This is a genomic window from Pseudomonas sp. PH1b (genome assembly GCF_000633395.1).
In the GTDB taxonomy this organism is placed as follows: Bacteria; Pseudomonadota; Gammaproteobacteria; order Pseudomonadales; family Pseudomonadaceae; genus Aquipseudomonas.
Window position 1 is genome coordinate 1 of sequence record NZ_AYMU01000002.1, and the last position, 19,746, is coordinate 19,746.

Genomic DNA, 19,746 nt, shown 5'->3' on the forward strand with positions numbered 1-19,746 from the left:
GTCGTAGCCGTCGGCAGCGAAGGTAGCGGAACCGGTGCGGTCGTAGCCATCGGCGGCGAAGGTGGCGGAACCGGTGCGGTCGTAACCGTCAGCGGCGAAAGTGTTGGCAGCCAGTACCGACAGGGTGAGGGCGAGGATCAGTTTGCTTTTCATGGCGGTGACTCCGGGTTCGTTGAGGTGTGTGCGTTGGGCTTGGGATCAATCCTACTCCGGTAAAACTGATTGAAAAGCGCAAATAAATGCTCAATTAAATCTGTTTTATCGATGTATTACTGCTCGTCATTCGCCATCGGTTAGCGCACTCAAGCCTCACTCTGTATACGGGCCAGTTAGGTGGCCGGATTCAGTAGTAGGCTAAGTATCGAGCATTAACTGATCATTAATTGAGCAGCAAACCTGCAAAAAAACACGCCAACGGTTTTTTCATTCAAGCCCTACCTATTTTTCACGCTTCGACATTCAGCCTCCGCGCAGGCCTGCAAACCAAGACAGGCCGTCTTGAATGTGACCCTCGGAGCGGCTCTGCAAATGAACAAACTTCCTCAGATCACCCTGGCCTTTTGGGTCATGAAAATCTGCGCGACAACCCTGGGCGAAACAGCCGGCGACTTGCTGTCGATGACCCTGAATGTGGGGTACGCCATCAGCTCGATGATCTTGATCAGCGTGTTTCTGTTGACCCTGGTTACCCAGCTGTTTTCGAAAACCTACAACCCGGTGCTGTACTGGATCGTGATCCTGTCCACCAGCACCGCCGGCACCACCATGTCGGACTTTATGGACCGCACCCTGGGCCTGGGGTATGCCAGCGGCTCGCTGATCCTGATCGGGCTGCTGCTGGCGATCTTCGCTGCCTGGCGTTTGAGCGGCGATTCGCTGAACGTCAACAAGATCCAGACCCTGCGCGGCGAGATGTTCTACTGGATGGCGATTCTGTTTTCCAACACCCTGGGCACAGCCCTGGGCGATTACCTGGCGGACGACTCGGGGCTGGGCTTTGCCGGTGGGGCGCTGCTGATCGGTTCGACCATCGCCGTGGTGGTGTTGCTCAAGTACTTCACCCGGCTCTCGTCGGTACTGCTGTTCTGGGTGGCGTTCGTGCTGACCCGGCCGTTTGGCGCGACCCTGGGCGACTTCCTCACCAAGCCCCATGAAAAGGGTGGTCTGGACTTCGGCACTATTGGCTCGTCGGCGGTATTGGCGGGGATTCTGCTGGTGATGATCGCTGGGGCTGCGTACTACAGGAACCGTGGCGAGCGGCGGGTGGCAGCGCAGTTGGGGTGATTGCCCGAGTACTGCGCCACAACCATCACGTGCAAGCTCGCTGATGCATGAAGTCCCATCAGCCTGCAGGAGCGAGCGTGCTCGCGATTCGATCCAGCTGAAACACTGGCGCGAGGGCCTTGCACCCTCGCGCTCTGTTCTGCCTGTCAGTCGGTCTCGATCCGCGAGTGCTTGCGAGTGTCCTTCATGGTCGCGTAGACCAGCAGCGAACAGGCGATGCAGGCGGTGACGTACCAGTAGTAGCCGGTTTCCATGCCGATGCTCTTGAACCACAGGGCAATGTATTCCGCGGTGCCGCCGAAGATCGATACCGTCAGCGCGTAGGGCAGGCCCACGCCCAGGGCACGGATTTCAGTGGGAAACAGCTCGGCCTTGACCACGGCGTTGATCGAGGTGTAGCCGCTGACGATGATCAGCGCCGCCATGATCAGGAAGAACGCGCCCCACCAGCTCTGGATGGTGTGCAGGGTGGTGAGGATCGGCACGGTGAACAAGGTGCCGAGGATGCCGAAGGCGATCAGGATCGGCCGCCGTCCGACCTTGTCCGACAGGGCGCCGATCACCGGTTGCAGGCACATGAACAGGAACAGCGTCGCTGCGGAGATGGTGGTGGAGTCGGAGATGCTCATGCCGACGGTGTTCACCAGGTATTTCTGCATGTAGGTGGTGTAGGTGTAGAAGGCCAGGGTGCCGCCCATGGTCAGGCCAACCACGGTCATCAGCTCCTTGGGGTGACGCATCAGGGTGCGCATCAGGCTTTCTTTCGGCTTTTCCTTCTTCTTGGTGAAGGACTCGGTTTCTTCCATGCCACGACGCAGGTAGAGCGCGACCACGGCACACAGGGCACCGATGCCGAACGGAATCCGCCAGCCCCAGGATTGCAGCTCTTCAGTGGTCAGCAGGTTCTGCAGCACGATCAGCACCGCCAGGGCGATGAGCTGGCCGGAGATCAGGGTCACGTACTGGAAGCTGGAGAAGAAGCCGCGGCGCTCCTTGGTCGCCATCTCGCTGAGGTAGGTGGCCGAGGTGCCGTATTCGCCACCCACCGACAGGCCCTGCATCAGGCGCGCGAGCACCAGCAGGATCGGTGCACCGACACCGATGGTTTCATAACCCGGGGTCAGGGCGATGATCAGCGAGCCGAAGCACATCAGCAGCACCGAGGCCATCAGCGCTGCCTTGCGGCCCTTGCGGTCGGCGTACAGGCCCATCAGCCAGCCACCGATCGGGCGCATCAAAAAGCCCACGGCGAAGATCGCGGCGGTGTTCAGCAACTGGGCGGTGGTGTCGCCCTTGGGGAAGAAGACTTTGGCGAAGTACAGCGAGAACGCCGCGTAGACGTACCAGTCGTACCACTCGACCATGTTGCCCACGGACCCGCTGAAAATCGATTTCAGCCGGCTGGCGGTGGTCTTTTCTTTGGCAGGCGCCGCCGTCGAGCCGGCAGGCAGGGTGTTAGAGATATCCATGAAGGACCCTTCTATTCATTGTTTTTGTGGAGTGCGCGCAAGCGCAGCCTGCCAGGGCTATAGCAGGACCTGTGCCAGGAGCGAGAGCCCCGGCCTAGAAGGGTTTGTCTGTCTGGATAAGCGGAATTCCGCTCATGCGAGGGGCGCGGGTGAGCGGGAACTTGCCTAGGGGCAGCTGCACGCCTCAAGCCTCAAGCTGTAAGTCTTGCAGCTTGAGACTTTCAGTTGCCGCCGATAAACATCTCTCGTGTCAGGCCATGTCGCTGCATCTTTTCATTCAGTGTCCGGCGCGGCAGTTGCAACTCAAGGAGCACGGCCTTGATCTCGCCCTTGTGCCGGGTCAGGGCAGCGCGCAGGCATTGGGCTTCGAAGGCTTCCTGCTGGGCTGCAAGGGACTGGCCGGGCTCGATAAGCTCGGGGGCCGGGTCGTTCAGGCCCAGTAGCTGGCGCTCGGCGACGTTGGCCAGTTCGCGCACGTTGCCCGGCCAGTCATGGCTGAGCAGGCGGCTCAACTGCGTGCCGCCCAGGGGCGTGACGCTGCGGCCCAGGCGTTCGGCGGCGGCCTGGGCGAAGTGTTCATACAGCAGCGGAATGTCTTCGCGGCGCTCGCGCAATGGCGGCAGGCGCAGTTCGGCGACGGTCAGGCGATAGGCCAGGTCTTCGCGAAAGCGTCCGGCCCGAGCTTCGTCCAGCAGGTCGGGTTTGGTGGCGGCGATGATCCGCAGGTCGACCTTGATGCTCTGGTTGGAGCCCAGGCGCTCGAGCTTCTGTTCCTGCAGCACCCGCAGCAGCTTGACCTGCTGGGCCAGGGGCATGCTTTCGATCTCGTCGAGGAACAAGGTGCCGCCGTCGGCGTATTCCAGTTTGCCGATGCGCTTGCCCTGGGCCCCGGTGAAGGCGCCGCTCTCATGGCCGAACAGCTCGGCCTCGAACAGCGGCTCGGGGATGGCAGCGCAGTTCAGGGCAACGAAGGGCTTGCCCGCCCGAGGTCCGAAATCGTGCAGGCAACGGGCAATCAGTTCCTTGCCGCTGCCGGTTTCACCGCGGATCAGCACATTGACCGGCAAGGCCGCCAACTCCAATACCTGGCGCCGCAAGGTCTGCAGTGCCCGGGACACCCCGAGCAAGGTGGCGTCGAGCTTGGCCCGGCTGTCGGCTTGCTGGTGCAGGTGGCGGTTCTCCAGTACCAGGCGACGCTTGTCCAGGGCCCGGCGCAGGCTGCTGAGCAAGGTGTCGGGGCTGAAGGGTTTTTCCAGGAAGTCGTAGGCGCCATCGCGCATGGCTTCTACCGCCATGGGCACGTCGCCGTGGCCGGTCAGAAGGATGACCGGCAGGTCGGGATCGAGTTGCTGGACCTGAGCCAGCAGCTCCAGGCCGCTGATGCCGGGCATGCGCACATCGCTGAGGACGACCCCGGGGAAGTCCTTGGGCAATTGTGCCAGGCACTCTTCGGCGCGGCTGAACAGCTGGACCTCGAAACCCGAGAGGCTCAGCCATTGTTCGATGGCAGTGCGGATGCTGGCTTCGTCATCCACCACGATCACGGAGTTCAGCATTGGATATGTGCCTCCAGGTCAATGGGCAGGCTCAGGGTGAACACCGCGCCCTGGTCCTGATTGACCACGCTCAGGCGGCCCCCCAGCTCATGGACGATGGCATAGGACACCGCCAGCCCCAGGCCCAGGCCGTCGCCCACCGGCTTGGTGGTGAAGAACGGGTCGAACACGCTGAGCAGGTGCTCTTCGGCGATTCCGCCGCCGCTGTCGGCCACCCGCAATTGCCACAGCTGGTCCTCGGCTTCGAGGCTGATTTGCAGGCGCTTGCAGGGTTTGTCCTGCATGGCGTCGAGGGCGTTGCGCAGCAAGTTGATCAGCACCTGTTCCAGGCGGATGGCATCGCCCCGTACCCAGGCTGGGCGAGTCAGGTGCAGCACGGTGTCGATGCCTTCGGAACGCAGGCGGGTTTCCAGCAAGTGCAGCGACTGGTCCACCACCGCTGCCAGGTCGAGGCGTTCGCGCAGGCCGCCGGGGCTCTTGCGGGCGAAGGTCTTGAGATGGCTGGTCAGGGCGGCCATGCGCGACAGCATGTCGTCCAGGGGCCGCAGGGCCTTGTAGGCTTCATCCACCCGGCCGTGGTCCAGCAACAGCCTCAGGGTTGCCAGTTGCATGCGCTGGGCCGTCAGGGGCTGGTTGATTTCGTGGGCCAGGGCCGCGGACATCTGTCCCAGGGCGGCCAGCTTGGCCGACTGCACCAGGCCTTCCTGGGCGGTGCGCAGATCACGGGTACGCTCGTGCACCAGTTGTTCAAGCTCTTCGCGGTTGCGCTGGCGGATTTTCCCCAGGCGCCAGCGCTGGCTCAGGAACAGCAGCAGGAACACCAGGGTCAACCAGGCACCGGCCGCGGCGAGCCCGGCATTGCGGCTTTCCTCGAAGGCGCTCGGCGGCTTGCGCAGCAGGTGCAGGGTCCAGCCTTCGGCACTCAGTGGCAGGGATTCCCAGAGATAGTTGGCCGCGCCGTCGGGGCCGTCGACCCGGACCAGGCTGCTGTTGTCGTCGAACCGTTGCAGCGCCTGGTGCTGCAGGGGGGTCAGTGGCTGCTTGTCGTACTGGCGGGTGCGCTTGATCTCGTCCAGGTCGTTGACGGTCAGCGGCTGCAGCAGCCGGTAGCGCCAGCCGGGCTGGTTGGCGATGAAGATAATGCCCCGGGCATCGCTTACCAGCAGGGTGTCGCTGCCCTGGCTCCACTCATGCTCCAGTTCGGGAAACTCCAGCTTGACCACCATGGCCCCGAGGAACTCATCGTTGTCACCCTGGACCGCGCTGGAGAGGAAATAACCGGGAATGCCACTGGTCACCCCGACCGCATAGAAGCGCCCGCTGCCCTGGCTGCGGGTTTGCCGGAAGTAGGGACGGAAACCGTAGTTGTGGCCGACATAGCTGCTGGGCAGGCGCCAGTTGCTGGCCGCCACGGCCAGGCCTTCATGGTTGAGCAACTCCAGGGTCGAGGAGCGAGCAGCGCCGTTGATCTTCTCCAGCTTGCGGTTCAGGGCATCCTGGGTCTGCGGCGTGACGGGGCCGTGCAAGGCCGAGCGCAGTTCCGGGTCCAGGGCCAGGACCGCCGGCAGGGCACGGTAGCGTTCGATCAAGGTATGCAGGGAGTTGGCGTACAGCCCCAGCTGCTCATTGGCGCGGGCGGCTTCTTCCACCAGCGTCTGGCGCTCGGCGTGGCGCATGGCCAGGCCGGCGCTGAGCACGGTGCCAGCGAGAATCACCAGGATGTAGAGCGTCAGGCGTAGGGGGCGAGAGATCTGGGCCATGAGTCAGGGCAGGCTGCAATGGGGGCGGGAACGATAGCATGAGCGCCGCGTGGAACGTTGATCGCGGACAGTGTCGGCAAAGCGCAGGCGATAAAAAGGCGGCGGGCTGTTTGATCAACAGCGCCGCCGCCTGGGCCTTGCAGGGAAGGGCTTACTGCACTTCTACCGCCAGGCTGTCACTGATCTTCTTCTGCCAGATGGCGGGACCTGTGATGTGTACCGACTCGCCCTTGCTGTCGACCGCGACGGTCACCGGCATGTCCTTGACCTCGAACTCGTAGATCGCCTCCATGCCCAGTTCGGCAAAGGCCAGGACCTTGGACTTCTTGATCGCCTGGGCCACCAGGTAGGCAGCGCCGCCGACGGCCATCAGGTACACGGCCTTGTTGTCCTTGATCGCCTCGATGGCGGTCGGGCCGCGCTCGGACTTGCCGATCATGCCCAGCAGGCCGGTCTGCTCGAGGATCTGCCGGGTGAACTTGTCCATCCGTGTCGCGGTGGTCGGGCCGGCGGGGCCAACCACTTCGTCACCGATCGGATCGACCGGGCCGACGTAGTAGATGAAGCGACCCTTGAGGTCCACGGGCAGGCTTTCACCCTTGTTGAGCATTTCCACCATGCGCTTGTGAGCCGCATCGCGGCCGGTGAGCATCTTGCCGTTGAGCAGGACGGTTTCGCCCGGCTTCCAGCTCTGCACGTCTTCCGGGGTCAGGGTGTCGAGGTCGACGCGACGGGCCGACGGGCCGGCTTCCCAGACGATTTCCGGGTAGGCGTCCAGGGGCGGTGCTTCCAGGGAGGCAGGGCCCGAGCCGTCGAGCACGAAGTGCGCGTGACGGGTGGCGGCGCAGTTGGGGATCATGCACACCGGCAGCGAGGCGGCGTGGGTCGGGTAGTCCATGATCTTCACGTCGAGCACGGTGGTCAGGCCGCCCAGGCCCTGGGCGCCGATGCCCAGCTGGTTGACCTTCTCGAACAGCTCCAGGCGCATTTCTTCGATGCGGTTGGACGGGCCGCGAGCCTTGAGCTCGTGGATGTCGATGGATTCCATCAACACTTCCTTGGCCATCACCGCAGCTTTCTCCGCGGTGCCGCCGATGCCGATGCCGAGCATGCCTGGCGGGCACCAGCCGGCGCCCATGGTCGGTACGGTTTTCAGGACCCAGTCGACGATGGAGTCGGACGGGTTGAGCATGGCCATCTTCGACTTGTTCTCGGAACCGCCGCCCTTGGCGGCCACGTCCACTTCCACGGTGTTGCCCGGGACGATGGAGTAGTGGATCACCGCCGGGGTGTTGTCCTTGGTGTTCTTCCGGGCGCCTGCCGGGTCGGCCAGGATGGAAGCACGCAGGACGTTTTCCGGCAGGTTGTAGGCGCGACGCACGCCCTCGTTGATCATGTCGTCCAGGCCCATGGTGGCGCCGTCCCAGCGCACGTCCATGCCTACGCGGACGAATACGGTGACGATGCCGGTGTCCTGGCAGATCGGCCGGTGGCCGGTGGCGCACATGCGCGAGTTGATCAGGATCTGTGCCATGGAGTCACGGGCGGCCGGCGATTCTTCGCGCAGGTAGGCCTCGTGCATCGCCTGGATGAAGTCCACGGGGTGGTAGTAGGAAATGAACTGCAGGGCGTCGGCAACGCTCTGAATCAGGTCGTCTTGCTTGATCACGGTCATGAGTCGCGCTCCTCTAAAAGACGGGAACATTTAATAAGGTGGCTGCAGCTTGGGTGCATCGGTCGGTTGCAGTCACCTTCAAGGCACGCCGGACAACAACTGGCGCGACGCTAAAAAGGCGCCGCAGTATACCGCGCCTGGGTGCCGGGCACACCCGCCAGCCAGGCAAACGAAAGTCGCCCATCGAATGGGCACTGTTCTTGCGTGGATCTGCGGCCAAACCTCGGAGCGCGGCTTAAAATTGAGATAGTCATTTGTCGGTCGCAGCACTAAAGTGGCAAGTGGCCTGCAGGGTAGGAAACTCTTTACGCCTCCTTTCTCACGGTGAGTCAACGATTGACCCATAAAGCCATCCAGAGCTTGATACTCAAGCGTTTCACGCTTGCTGCGGGCACCTACGGACTGATTCTGCTGCTGTTCTGGCTGGCCGTTCTCACGGGACATTTCCGCGCCTCCAGCAGCAGTGCGCTGCTGGCCAGCGGCCTGGTGCTGGCCAGCCAGGGACTGCTGTACTGGGTCTTTGTCAGCGGGCGCAACCTGGGCTTTGCCGATCCCAGCCTGACCGAGGTCCAGGTGGTCCTGGGCATCGCCTGGCAGAGTTGGCTGATCGCTCATCTGGATCAGGTGCGGGGGGTATTCCTGATGTTCTATATCCTGCCCTTGCTGTTCGGCCTGTTTCATTTATCTCGTCGGGCTTACCTGCGCTGCGCGACCCTGATCTTTTTCTGTTTTGCCGGGATCAACCTGTGGGATGGCTATCGCTTTGTGCTCGGGGATCCGCAGCTGGCTGCGCTGCAGCTCTGTGCCTTGCTGGTGATGCTGGCCTGGATGAGCCTCTACGCCGCCTATGTCCAGGCGTCGCGCTCACGCATGCGCCAGCGGCGCTTCGCCCTGCAGGCCCATCAGGACACCCTGCGGGGAATGATGCGGCAACTGGAGGACCTGGTGGCGACCGATGAGTTGACCGGCCTGTTCAACCGCCGGCATTTCCTGCGCATCACCAGCCGCGAACTGCAGGCCATGGACCAGGACGCGGTGCATGGGCTGGCGTTGATTGACCTGGACCATTTCAAGCGCATCAACGATCTTCACGGTCATGCCGCGGGGGACCAGGTGCTGCAGGCCTTCGCCGCCGTCGCCACGGCCTGCCTGCGGGACGGTGATGTGCTCGCCCGCTATGGTGGCGAGGAGTTCGTGGTGCTGCTGCCCGCCTGTGATGCCGAGCGCCTGACAGCCTGCTGCGAGCGGTTGCGCCTGGCGTTCATGGAGGTGCAGTTGGTGGGCCTGAAGGTGCATGACCTGAGCCTGTCCGCGGGCATGACCCTGCTGCAGGCCGGGGACGATCTGGACAATGCCCTGCAGCGCGCCGACCAGGCGCTGTACCGAGCCAAGCGTGACGGTCGCAATCGCTGCTTCGCGGCCTGGGAGCAGCTCGATGCCTGAAGTGACGGTTGGTACGCAGCGCTGGTCGGTGGAGCCCGGAAGCAACCTGCTCGATGCCTTGAACCAGGCTGGGGTGGCGGTGCCCTACAGCTGCCGTGCCGGCAGTTGCCATGCCTGCCTGGTGCACTGTGTCCAGGGCACGCCCAGTGACAGCCGGCCGGATGCCCTCAGTGACGAGCAACGGCGTCGCGGCTGGCGGCTGGCTTGCCAGTGCCGGGTGGTGGAGGACCTGCAGGTCGAGACGTTCGATCCCCTGCGTGACGGCTTGCCTGCCACCGTGGTCGGGCTCGACTGGTTGTCGACCACGGTCCTGCGCCTGCGTTTGCAGCCCGAGCGGCCGCTGCGCTATCGCGCCGGCCAGCATCTGGTGCTGTGGGCGAATGGCCAGGTCGCTCGGCCTTATTCCCTGGCCAGCCTGCCCGAGGAAGACCGCTTCCTGGAGTTCCACCTGGACTGCAGGCTGCCGGGGCAGTTCTGCGACGCCGCCCGCCGGTTGCAGTTGGGGGACCCGCTGCGCCTGGGCGAATTGCGCGGCGGTGCCTTGCACTACGACCCAGACTGGCAGCAGCGACCGCTCTGGCTGCTGGCCTCGGGCACCGGGCTTGGGCCATTGTTCGGGGTTCTGCGTGAAGCCTTGCGTCAGGATCACCAAGGCCCTATCCGCGTCATTCACCTGGCCCATGACGATACTCAGCACTACCTGGCCAAACCCTTGGCTGCGCTGGCGGCCAACCGCCCGCAACTGAGCGTCGAGCTGTGGCAAGGGGCGCAGCTGGCGGCGGCTTTGGCGCAACTGCGGCTTGTTTCCCGGCAAACCCAAGCCTTACTCTGCGGAGACCCCGACAGTCTCGACGCCTTTGCCCGGCGCCTGTACCTGGCGGGGCTGCCGCGCAATCAACTGCTGGCCGACGTATTCCTGCCGCGTGGTTGAGCGCTGATTCTTCCAGAGCGAGATCTTCATGACCGATGCCATCGAGCTGCAACGCGAGGGCGGGCTGCTGACCCTGCGCCTGAACCGTCCCGACAAGAAAAACGCCCTGACCCGTGCCATGTACAGCCGTCTGGCAGAGGCCCTGGCCGATGCCGACGCGGACCCCGAGATCAACGCATTGCTGATCTGCGGCAGCAGTGAGTGCTTTACCGCCGGCAACGACATTGCCGACTTTGTGCAGCAACCGCCCCGGGATCTCGACAGCCCGGTGTTCCAGTTCATGCGCAACCTGCTGGAGTGCCGCAAGCCGGTGGTGGCGGCCGTGGCTGGCGCTGCCGTGGGCATCGGCACCACCCTGCTGCTGCATTGCGACCTGGTTTATGTCAGTCGTGATGCTCGTTTGCGCATGCCGTTCGTCAACCTTGGGTTGTGCCCGGAGTTTGGTTCAAGTCTGATCCTGCCGCGTCTTCTGGGGCAGGCCAAAGCCGCCGAACTGTTGTTGCTCGGCGAGGGATTCAGCGGCGAGCAGGCGGCGGCCTGGGGGATTGCCACGGCCGCCCTGGGCGATGGCGCGGCCACCTTGGCCAAGGCCCGGGAAGTGGCGCTGCGTTTCAGCCAGCTGGCACCCGAAGCGGTGCAGGTCAGCAAGCGCCTGATGAAGGCCGCGGATCGCCAGCAACTGCGCCAGGTGATAGAGGAAGAGGGCGCGATGTTCACCCAGCGCCTGCGCTCGCCAGAAGCGATTGCGGCCTTGTCGGGGTTTCTTGCCAAGGCCTGATGCCGGTGTTTTCCGTCCCGCTGTCACGACACCTGCCGAGCTTGAAACCGGCATGAAAAAAGCCCCGGCGTTTGCACGACGGGGCTTTTGCGTTCAGCGAGCCAGCACTTAGACCATCGGGTCGCCAACGTGCAGGATCTTCATGCCGTTGGTGCCGCCGGTGGTGTGGTAGCTGTCGCCCTTGGTGAGGATCACCCAGTCGCCTTTCTCGACCACGCCGCGCTTGAGCAGCTCGTCGATCGCCGCCTGGCTGACCTGCTCGGGTGGCAGGGAAGCCGGGTCGAACGGAATGGTGTAGACGCCGCGGAACATCGCCGCGCGCGCCTGGGTTTCACGGTGCGGGGAGTAGGCGTAGATCGGCACCGAGGAACGGATGCGCGACATGATCAGCGGGGTGTAGCCACTTTCGGTCAGGGCGATGATCGCCTTCACGCCGGGGAAGTGGTTGGCGGTGTACATGGCGGCCAAAGCGATGCTCTGGTCGCAGCTTTCGAACACCTTGCCCATGCGGTGGCTGGAGGTCTTGCTGGTGGGGTGCTTTTCCGCGCCGACGCAGATCCGCGCCATGGCCTGCACTGCTTCGAGCGGGTAGGCGCCAGCGGCGCTTTCCGCCGAGAGCATCACCGCGTCGGTGTAGTCGAGCACGGCGTTGGCCACGTCGGACACTTCGGCACGGGTCGGCATCGGGTTCTGGATCATCGACTCCATCATCTGGGTCGCCACGATCACCGCCTTGTTGTGGCGACGAGCGTGGAGGATGATTTTCTTCTGGATCGCCACCAGTTCAGCGTCGCCGATTTCCACGCCCAGGTCGCCACGGGCAACCATCACGGCGTCACTGGCGTTGATCAGGCCGTCGAGGGTTTCATCGTCGGCTACGGCTTCGGCGCGTTCGATCTTCGCCACCAGCCAGGCAGTGCTGCCGGCTTCGTCACGCAGCTTGCGGGCATATTCCATATCGGCCGCATCGCGAGGGAAGGACACCGCCAGGTAGTCGGCTTGCATCTCTGCTGCCAGCTTGATGTCGGCCTTGTCTTTTTCGGTCAGGGCCGGTGCCGTCAGGCCGCCGCCACGACGGTTGATGCCCTTGTGGTCCGACAGCGGGCCGCCGACGGTCACTACGCAATGCAGCTCGGTGCTGGTGGCGGTCTCCACACGCATGACCACGCGGCCGTCGTCCAGCAGCAGTTCGTCATTGACCCCGCAGTCCTTGACCAGGTCCGGGTAGTCGATGCCGACGATGTCCTGGGTGCCTGCGGTCAGCGGGTGGACGGTGGAGAAGGTGAACTTGTCACCGACCTTCAGTTCGATACGCTTGTTGGCGAACTTGGCGATGCGGATCTTCGGACCCTGCAGGTCGCCGAGGATGGCGACGAAGCGCCCGTGCTTGGCGGCCAGGTCGCGGACCAGTTGGGCGCGAGCCTTGTGCTCGTCCGGCGTGCCGTGGGAGAAGTTCAGGCGGGCAACGTCCAGGCCTGCGAGAATCAACTGTTCGAGAACTTCCGGCGAGTTACTGGCCGGGCCAAGGGTGGCAACGATTTTGGTACGACGAACGGACATGCACGGACTCCTGAGTTCAAGCGCAACGAGAGGCTACTATGCTCGCAAGTTGTAGTCATTGTTCGTTTGCACTACTTATTGCTTTGTTTGTTTGCCGCAACAACCTTGAAGATTTTTGCCGATGAGTCGATACACTGCACAAGACAGGAGATACCCCATGCGATTCGTACTCATTGCTGCCCTGGCCGTCAGTGTTGTCGGCTGTACCCGCTGGTCCATGAACCATCATTTGAATAACGCCTACCGCGCCTATGACCGCGGCAACTGCGAGAGCGTGATGCTCGAATTGAGCCAGGTCGATCGTGACAGTCGCGCCCGTCGCTACATCCAGCCGGAAGTGTCGATGCTGCGCGGGCAATGCCTGGAGCGTCAGAAACTGTTCGTCGATGCCGCGCAGACCTACCAGTTCATCATCACCGAATACCCCAGCAGCGAGTATGCCTACCGTGCCCGAGCCCGGTTGGAGACCCTGCAGCAGCTGGGACACTTCCCGGCAAACGGTGCCGCCCAGGTTCGCCGCACGGCATTGTGATCGACGTTTGTCAGGGCCACTGCAGTTGTGCCCCGAGCTTGAGCTAACATTTGTACAGGTTGTTCGAACACGGCCTCGGCTTGGCCTGGGGCAGTACTGTTGAAATCCTTCTGGCGATTTTCCTCGTCCATCGAATCCGGGAGAGCGGGCCGTTACTCGGGGCCCGTTGCGAAGCACTAGTGCGGTCATGCTTAATGACCTTTTATAGCGATACCCAGCATGTTCACGGAACGTCGGATCGAACGGCACCAATTGCCGTCTTATTTGAAAGTCTTCAACCGCTTCACTGACAGGCCGGTGGGTTTCCTCGGCAATGTGTCGGCCGACGGGCTGATGCTGATCAGCTCGTTGCCGATGCTGATTGGCGCCGAGTTCGAGCTGCGGGTCAAGACCCTCAGCGGTGACGGGCAGGTGCAACTCATCGACTTCAGCGCCCGCTGCCTGTGGTGCCATGAGGACCTCACTCCCCATCACTACGACAGTGGCTTCAGCCTGTTGCGGGCAGCGCCGGAATTTGCCGAATGGGAACAGGCCCTGCGCCACTATTTCAGCTTCCATCCGTTGCAGACATCGGCCTGAGGGCCAGGGCAGCCGCTACAGGCTGCCGGCTTTTTTCCAGTTCAGATAGCGGCTGACCAGTTCAGCACCCAGCTCCCCCGGACGGGCGTCGAGCAAGGAGACGCCGTGGGCGCTGAGGCGCTCATGAAGCTCGGCGCGGTGGTTCAGGTAATTTACCGCGGCGCTGTAGGCCAGTGCCTCGGGCAGGGTCTGCACCGGGCTCTGGCGCAACTGGTCGAGGACTTCTTCGCGCAGGCTGGCCACCAGCACCCGGTGCTGGCGACTGATGCGCTTGACCGCGGTCAGCAGCTCCTGGTCGTCTTCGTCTCGCAGGTTGGTGACCAACACCACCAGGGCCCGGCGTTTCTGCCGGGCCAGCAGCTCGTTGGCGGCAGCCTGGTAGTCGGCTGGGCGCTGGCTGGTGTCCAGGTCGTAGACGCCATTGAGCAGCACGCTGAGCTGGGCCGAGCCCTTGACCGGAGCAAGGTAGCGTGAGCGCTCGGCAGCAAAACTGCTCAAGCCCACTGCATCGCCCTGGCGCAGGGCGACGTAGCTCAACAGCAGGCAAGCGTTGAGGGCGTGGTCGAAATGCGACAGTTCACCGTCCTGGCTGCGCATGCGGCGCCCACAGTCGAGCATGAAAATGATCTGCTGGTCGCGTTCGTCCTGGTACTCCCGGGCGATGGGGGTGCGCTGGCGGGCGGTGGCCTTCCAGTCGATCTGTCGCAGGCTGTCACCCTCGCGAAACTCGCGCAGCTGGTTGAACTCCAGCCCCAGGCCCCGGCGTTGGCGCTGGCGCACTCCGAGCTGGCTGAGCCAGTTGTCCACCGCTAGCAACTGCGCTCCATAGAGTCGAGCGAAATCCGGGTAGACCCGAGTACTGCCGCCCACCGCCAGCCACCGTCTGGCACGCCACAGGCCCAGGGGGCTGGGCAGGCTGACTTCGCACCGCTCGAAATTGAAATGACCGCGTTGCAGTGGTCGCACGTTGTAGACGACTCGCGCCACCTGGCCAGGCTCCAGGCTGACCGATTGCGGCAGGTGCTCGAACACCAGGCCCTGGGGCGGATGGTCGAACAGCTGTACCTCAACTGGCTGTTGCCCGTGATGGCTGATCTCCAGTTGCACTTCGCTCCAGCGTCCCAAGGGGAGGCTGCCGGGTAGTTGCCGACGGACCTCTGGTGATTGCCGGCGCAATAGGCGCAGGGCATCCAGCAGCGCCAGCAGCAACAGCGCCAGCAACAGGCCCCAGGCGATCGAGTCCAGGCGCGGGAAGGCTTCGATCCCCAGAGCGCGCAGCGTACCCAGGAGGATGTCCAGGCCGGCCAGGGTGCCCAGCCAGATCAACAGCAGACGAGTCGGCTTCATCGGCGTGGACGGCTCACAGGCGGGGCGCCGGAATCTGTTCAAGCATCTGCTTGAGCACGTGCTCCACCGACAGGCCTTCGATGTCCAGTTCCGGAGCGACCCGTACCCGATGGCGCAGCACGGCCATGGCACAGCCCTTGATGTCATCCGGAATCACGAACTCGCCGCCGCGCAGCAAGGCCCGGGCCCGGGCTCCGCGCACCAGGGCGATCGAGGCACGAGGCCCGGCGCCGAGGGTCAGGCCGGGCCAGCTGCGGGTGGCCCGGGCCAGGCGCACCGCATAGTCGAGCACCTGTTCGTCCAGCGGCAGGTCGCTGGCAATGCGTTGCAGGGCCAATACATCCTTGGCCTGCAGCACGGTACGCAGGGGCTGCACGTCGAGCATGTCGGCGCGGGTCGAACGAGCGACCTGGCGGACCATGTTCAGCTCCTCCTCGGCCTCCGGGTAGTCCATGCGCAGCTTGAGCATGAAGCGGTCCAGCTCGGCTTCCGGCAACGGGTAGGTGCCTTCCTGCTCGATGGGGTTCTGGGTTGCCAGGACCATGAACGGCTGGCCGATGGGCAGCGCCCGCCCTTCAAGGGTCACCTGGCGCTCCTGCATGGCTTCGAGCAGGGCGGCCTGGGTCTTGGCCGGTGCCCGGTTGATTTCGTCCGCCAGCAGCAGGTTGGTGAACAAGGGGCCCTTGCGCAGCTTGAACTGCTCGGTCTGCAGGTCGTACACCGCATGCCCGGTGACGTCGCTGGGCATCAGGTCCGGGGTGAACTGGATCCGTGCGAACTCGCCACCAAAGCAGCGGGCCAGGGCGCGTACCAGCAAGGTCTTGCCGAGGCCGGGCACGCCCTCGAGGAGCACGTGGCCGCCGGCAATCAACGCGGTCAGCACATCATCGATCACCGCTTCCTGGCCGATCACGACCTTCTGCAATTCCTGGCGCACGGCCTGGGCCAGCTGGCTGGCCCGCTGCCGCTGTTGGGCGGCATGGGCCTGGGGAGCAGGCGTCTCGGAGGGCTCGAGGGGTTGTTCGACGGGTTGTTCGCTCAGTGGTTCCGGAGCTCTACTAACGGTTACATTGGTTTTATCATCCATAAATCAGATACTTACCTAATCTAACTATTTTGGTTTTCATGGGCAGGATGAGTGCGTGAAGGCAGACCTGCACAATTTCCATTCCATGATAGTCCCAGCTTTTTGGGCGCATGTCAGAGGAATTGTTGGCCATAATGGCCTGCTTCGGTTTGTCCGCCGATCGTTTAAGTATTTCTGGGTGGGCGTGACGGCACAATTCGAGAGTCGGGCGAACCGTCTAACATAGACGGCTTGCGAATGAGTCAGACTAGGGAGGTCTCAACTTTGCGCATCAACTATCTCAGCCCTCGGGGTGTTCTGGAGGTCGAGCATGCCACCTTGCGTGAGCTCGAAGCGAAGTTACCCCGCGAATGGGGTGCCTACGCAGCATTTCGGTTGGTAACGCGAGGCTCCAAGCAGCCGCTGGATATTGATCTGCTGCTACTGACAACCAATCGAATCCTAGTGGTCGAGTTGAAGAACTGGTCCGGCGATATCTCGTATTCGTCCGGCCAGTGGCTCCATTGAGGCGATCCAATGCCCTCGCCGGTCAACACCACAGACAACAAAGCCCGCGCCTTGAGGCAGTGTTGCCGCTGACCAAAAACTGACCAACCCTCAGGCTCAGATTAATTGCGAGCGAGCTTGCATTCAGCCGTGCCGGCTTGCATTCCATCCCCGTGTGCTCAAATTAATTGCGAATGAAATGGCCGGCTCAGATCGGCAAGCCCGCCGCGAGCATTTTGTCGCGCAGATCAACGGCACGAGCCGGATCGAGCGCATTGCTGAACAACGCCTTGATCTTGCTGGGCCTGGCGTCGAACTGCTCGACCAGATCCTTGAGGCGGAAGCCGTGGCGCGTCAGGGGCGGTTCCAGGTCATACAGCTGCCGTGACAGCACTGACTCCACCAACTCCGCCGAGACCGGTTTGGGGAGGAACCCTAACCAATGTAAGCCCTACAAACACCATTCTGCGCCTGCTTCCCAAACGACCATCTGAACAGAGACCGGTGCTTCTCAGCCTCCTGACTCACCTGGCCACCGAGCCATGACTATTTGCCCCAATGGGAATTGTCGTAGCACGCCCGAATTCATCCTCTCCTGCCTTCGCGGCCCCGTCAGAAACCAGTGCTAGTGCCATTGATATGCATATATGCATTTAAATGCTTGCGCGCATATTTTGGATGGATATACAGTATTCCTGCCCATCCACTGCAACGATTCGCGACCGTTTGCAGCTGGTGAGGTGCGCCATGCCGTGGAGGTGAATTGCTTTCACGCGATTCGGAAGGCCCGCCGTTGAGCGGACCAAACACTTGAGCAAGAGGAATCTGGAAATGCCCGTAGAACTCGGTACAACCAATATAACTGCCCCGCCCTCGCAAGGAGGGTTTAACTTTAATATCCCTCAAAACAATGACCCACAATGGATTACTATTCCATTGGATATGAAGATGGATATGCTGGCACAGGAAAATATTTACAATTTTATATATAAATATCAGGGCGAAATAGATGCCAAGCATGCTGCTAACATGCTCAGCATCGATACTGACATCGATAAGGCGGTAAAGGCTGAGGGCGGTTTAAATAAGCCGATGGATACAACAACTCCAGAAGAAACCGTCACCAAAGAACATGTGATCCATGTAAAGCTTTATTACAACTCAAAGACAGAAGGGGAGAGCAAGGCAAAGCAAGCGGCGTCATTGAAGGTAGGGCCTGAGATCAAAGCCAATTACGGTGTTTTTGATCTCTTTCCTAATGCTGAATATAGGAATACAGAAGCCCGAAAGCAGGGGCTGATTAACTGGGCTTCAGGTTATGAAGCCGTCCGACTTTCTCAATTCTATGCAGAAACAGCCAGACGCTTGAAGGCAAAAGCAGATGCGCTGGCTATCATTCAAGCCGAGCAAGCGCGCATTGCCGCCCAATTAGAGGCAGAACGGGTAGCAGCTGAAGCGGCGGCTAAGGCCGCTGCCGATAAAGCCGCCGCCGAGACTATTCGCGTCGCCAATACCTTCCCAGCTCAAGGTTCGGTGGCCATCAGCCATCCGCTGTTTACAGCGGCCCGAGGAACGATCGCCATTGAAGGTGGCGCTGCGGCGCTTGCAACGGCTATCCGCTCGGCAATCGTAGGGCTTGCTGGACTCGTCGCTGGGGCCGTATCAAGCGCAGCGGTGGGTGTAATTGCCTTCTTGGCGTTTCCCCGCGAATTGGCCAATGGCGAACTGCCTGAACGCTATACCTTCAGCACGCCTCTGGCTGACCTGGCACCTGATCTTGACCTGCAGACACTGCAGCAGGCCGCCGCGACGACGGGGACCGTCGATATCTCGATTAGGGTCAGCTCGAAAACAGCGGAAGACGGACGATCCGAGGTGTTCGCCGTCAAGACTGATGGGGTTACCGTACCATCCAGGGTACGAGTAGTCGCAGCCAGCTACAACGCTGGACAAAACGTCTATACCGCCACCACGGCAGACGTTCCGCCTCGCACGCTGACCTGGACACCCGCGGTATCCCCTGGCAACAGTTCAACCAATCTGCCGACAGAAACAGCACTACCGCCCGTTTACAATGGAGCGACGATCACCCCCGTTGAAGGACGAATCGATACCTTCCCCGAAGTGGCCGACGCCAGCTTTGACGATTACATTATTGTCTATCCGATCGATTCAGGACTGGCGCCTATCTATGTAATGTTCCGGGATCGGCGGGAAGATCCTGGTGTTGCAACCGGTGTTGGGCAGCCTGTTTCGGGCATTTGGCTAAGTGCAGCCTCGCAAGGTGAAGGGGCACCGATTCCGTCGCAAATTGCTGATCAGCTTCGGGGGCGGGAGTTCAAGAACTGGCGTGAGTTTCGAGAGGCGTTCTGGAAAGCTGTAGCTAATGATCCTGTACTGCGAAAGCAATTCAAGACGGGTAACCTCGGTAATATTATGGCCGGTAAAGCCCCAGCACCAAGAGAAGGTGAGCAGGTTGGAGGTCGGGTTAAATATGAGTTACATCACGTGAAAGAAATCAAAGACCTTGGTGCAGTATATGACATTGATAATATTCGCATAACTACACCAAAACGCCATATTGAAATCCATAGGGATGGTAAGTGAAATGAAAAAGACAATCTCTGATTATACGGAAGCCGAGTTCTTGGAATTTGTTAAAAAACTATTCAATGTTCAGGATACTAAAGAGGGAGATGATATAAAAAATATCCTTGAATTTAAGCGTCTATGTGAGCATCCGTCTGGATCTGATCTGGTTTATTATCCAGATGATAATAGGGAAGATAGCCCGGAGGGAGTTGTAAAGGCTGTCAAAGAATGGCGAGCAGCCAACGGTAAGCCGGGTTTCAAAACAGTGTAATCGCCATCAAAAAAACTCAGTTACCGAGGAGAGTCGGTGACTGAGTTTTCGGTTTTTGAGGTCCTTGAATGTGTTGATAGGGCTTTGTGGGCGAATGCAAAAATGCATAATACGCATATTTATTTTGACTCCGCCATCTCGACATCCATCAAACGTACGTTTGATGGACGCCTGTGTGGGGGGGATTTCAGTCGTAGCTAATGTGAGCAGACCAAAATTGAATTCGAGCCGGCACCGCTGAATGCAAGCCGGCTCGCAATTAATCTGAGCCGAAAATTGCGCTGATTGCGAGCACGGGTGTTTCCGATTGCAAGCCGTTACAGCTATGCGACGGTTACTGGTCCGCCAAAACCTAACCAGGTGCGCCTACGATGGGCCGAGAGCAGGGCTCTCTGA

16 protein-coding genes and 2 pseudogenes are annotated in these 19,746 nt (G+C 61.5%); 9 read left to right on the forward strand and 9 right to left on the reverse strand.

Annotation, left to right across the window (positions count from 1 at the left end):
- Positions 1 to 153 (reverse strand): annotated as a pseudogene (locus U873_RS37130) (heme utilization protein); the annotation flags it as partial.
- Positions 154 to 528: 375 nt separating this feature from the next.
- On the opposite strand from U873_RS37130, the gene U873_RS0102610 reads away from it, so the two are divergent.
- Positions 529 to 1,284 (forward strand): membrane protein, encoded by a 756-nt coding sequence (locus tag U873_RS0102610; RefSeq protein WP_025126754.1) that lies wholly within the window; start codon positions 529 to 531, stop codon positions 1,282 to 1,284.
- Positions 1,285 to 1,430: 146 nt separating this feature from the next.
- On the opposite strand, the gene U873_RS0102615 is transcribed toward U873_RS0102610, so the two are convergent.
- The 4 genes from U873_RS0102615 to U873_RS0102630 all read right to left on the reverse strand — a co-directional run bounded on the left by U873_RS0102615 (position 1,431) and on the right by U873_RS0102630 (position 7,744).
- Positions 1,431 to 2,753: an MFS transporter gene (locus U873_RS0102615; protein ID WP_025126755.1), complete on the reverse strand. Its 1,323-nt coding sequence runs from the start codon at positions 2,751 to 2,753 to the stop codon at positions 1,431 to 1,433.
- Positions 2,754 to 2,974: 221 nt separating this feature from the next.
- Complete coding sequence (locus tag U873_RS0102620) at positions 2,975 to 4,309, reverse strand: sigma-54 dependent transcriptional regulator (RefSeq protein WP_025126756.1); 1,335 nt, start codon at positions 4,307 to 4,309, stop codon at positions 2,975 to 2,977.
- On the reverse strand, positions 4,303 to 6,069 hold the full coding sequence (locus tag U873_RS0102625) for an ATP-binding protein (protein WP_025126757.1): 1,767 nt from the start codon (positions 6,067 to 6,069) through the stop codon (positions 4,303 to 4,305). Before U873_RS0102625 ends, U873_RS0102620 begins: the two co-directional genes overlap by 7 nt.
- Before the next feature lie 151 nt (positions 6,070 to 6,220).
- Positions 6,221 to 7,744: a fumarate hydratase gene (locus tag U873_RS0102630; protein ID WP_025126758.1), complete on the reverse strand. Its 1,524-nt coding sequence runs from the start codon at positions 7,742 to 7,744 to the stop codon at positions 6,221 to 6,223.
- 336 nt (positions 7,745 to 8,080) lie between these two features.
- Here U873_RS0102630 and U873_RS0102635 point away from each other — a divergent pair, with 336 nt between their 5' ends.
- Genes U873_RS0102635 through U873_RS0102645 form a run of 3 tightly spaced genes read left to right on the forward strand, consistent with a single transcriptional unit; the run spans position 8,081 to position 10,896 of the window.
- Positions 8,081 to 9,187, forward strand: a complete 1,107-nt coding sequence (locus tag U873_RS0102635; protein ID WP_025126759.1) for a diguanylate cyclase — start codon at positions 8,081 to 8,083, stop codon at positions 9,185 to 9,187.
- Positions 9,180 to 10,118, forward strand: coding sequence for an iron-sulfur-binding ferredoxin reductase (locus tag U873_RS0102640; RefSeq protein ID WP_025126760.1), 939 nt, complete (start codon positions 9,180 to 9,182; stop codon positions 10,116 to 10,118). The genes U873_RS0102635 and U873_RS0102640 overlap by 8 nt, the downstream gene beginning before the upstream one ends.
- 28 nt (positions 10,119 to 10,146) lie before the next feature.
- Complete coding sequence (locus U873_RS0102645; protein WP_025126761.1) at positions 10,147 to 10,896, forward strand: enoyl-CoA hydratase-related protein; 750 nt, start codon at positions 10,147 to 10,149, stop codon at positions 10,894 to 10,896.
- Positions 10,897 to 11,004: 108 nt separating this feature from the next.
- On the opposite strand, the gene pyk is transcribed toward U873_RS0102645, so the two are convergent.
- Positions 11,005 to 12,456: a pyruvate kinase gene (gene pyk / locus U873_RS0102650; protein WP_025126762.1), complete on the reverse strand. Its 1,452-nt coding sequence runs from the start codon at positions 12,454 to 12,456 to the stop codon at positions 11,005 to 11,007.
- 157 nt (positions 12,457 to 12,613) lie between these two features.
- Here pyk and U873_RS0102655 point away from each other — a divergent pair, with 157 nt between their 5' ends.
- Both U873_RS0102655 and U873_RS0102660 read left to right on the forward strand, forming a co-directional pair.
- Positions 12,614 to 12,988, forward strand: a complete 375-nt coding sequence (locus tag U873_RS0102655) for a hypothetical protein (RefSeq protein WP_025126763.1) — start codon at positions 12,614 to 12,616, stop codon at positions 12,986 to 12,988.
- 219 nt (positions 12,989 to 13,207) lie between these two features.
- Entirely contained in the window at positions 13,208 to 13,567 is a 360-nt protein-coding gene (locus U873_RS0102660) for a PilZ domain-containing protein (RefSeq protein WP_025126764.1), read from the forward strand.
- A gap of 15 nt (positions 13,568 to 13,582) precedes the next feature.
- On the opposite strand, the gene U873_RS0102665 is transcribed toward U873_RS0102660, so the two are convergent.
- Positions 13,583 to 14,914, reverse strand: coding sequence for a DUF58 domain-containing protein (locus U873_RS0102665; RefSeq protein ID WP_025126765.1), 1,332 nt, complete (start codon positions 14,912 to 14,914; stop codon positions 13,583 to 13,585).
- A gap of 13 nt (positions 14,915 to 14,927) precedes the next feature.
- Positions 14,928 to 15,956 carry a MoxR family ATPase gene (locus tag U873_RS0102670; protein WP_025126766.1) on the reverse strand — a complete coding sequence of 343 codons (1,029 nt, stop codon included), beginning with the start codon at positions 15,954 to 15,956 and terminating at the stop codon, positions 14,928 to 14,930.
- A 309-nt stretch (positions 15,957 to 16,265) separates the two neighbouring features.
- Here U873_RS0102670 and U873_RS0102675 point away from each other — a divergent pair, with 309 nt between their 5' ends.
- A complete protein-coding gene (locus U873_RS0102675; RefSeq protein ID WP_256244259.1) occupies positions 16,266 to 16,508 on the forward strand; it encodes an NERD domain-containing protein in 243 nt (80 codons plus the stop codon).
- A 187-nt stretch (positions 16,509 to 16,695) separates the two neighbouring features.
- Here the strand turns inward: U873_RS0102675 and U873_RS0102680 are convergent.
- A pseudogene (locus U873_RS0102680) lies at positions 16,696 to 16,911 on the reverse strand (hypothetical protein); the annotation flags it as partial.
- A 407-nt stretch (positions 16,912 to 17,318) separates the two neighbouring features.
- On the opposite strand from U873_RS0102680, the gene U873_RS0102685 reads away from it, so the two are divergent.
- Together U873_RS0102685 and U873_RS34960 are read left to right on the forward strand one after the other, a co-directional pair.
- Positions 17,319 to 19,094, forward strand: coding sequence for an S-type pyocin domain-containing protein (locus tag U873_RS0102685; protein WP_115658585.1), 1,776 nt, complete (start codon positions 17,319 to 17,321; stop codon positions 19,092 to 19,094).
- A 1-nt stretch (position 19,095) separates the two neighbouring features.
- On the forward strand, positions 19,096 to 19,350 hold the full coding sequence (locus U873_RS34960; protein WP_081818600.1) for a bacteriocin immunity protein: 255 nt from the start codon (positions 19,096 to 19,098) through the stop codon (positions 19,348 to 19,350).
- Positions 19,351 to 19,746 lie beyond the last annotated feature (396 nt).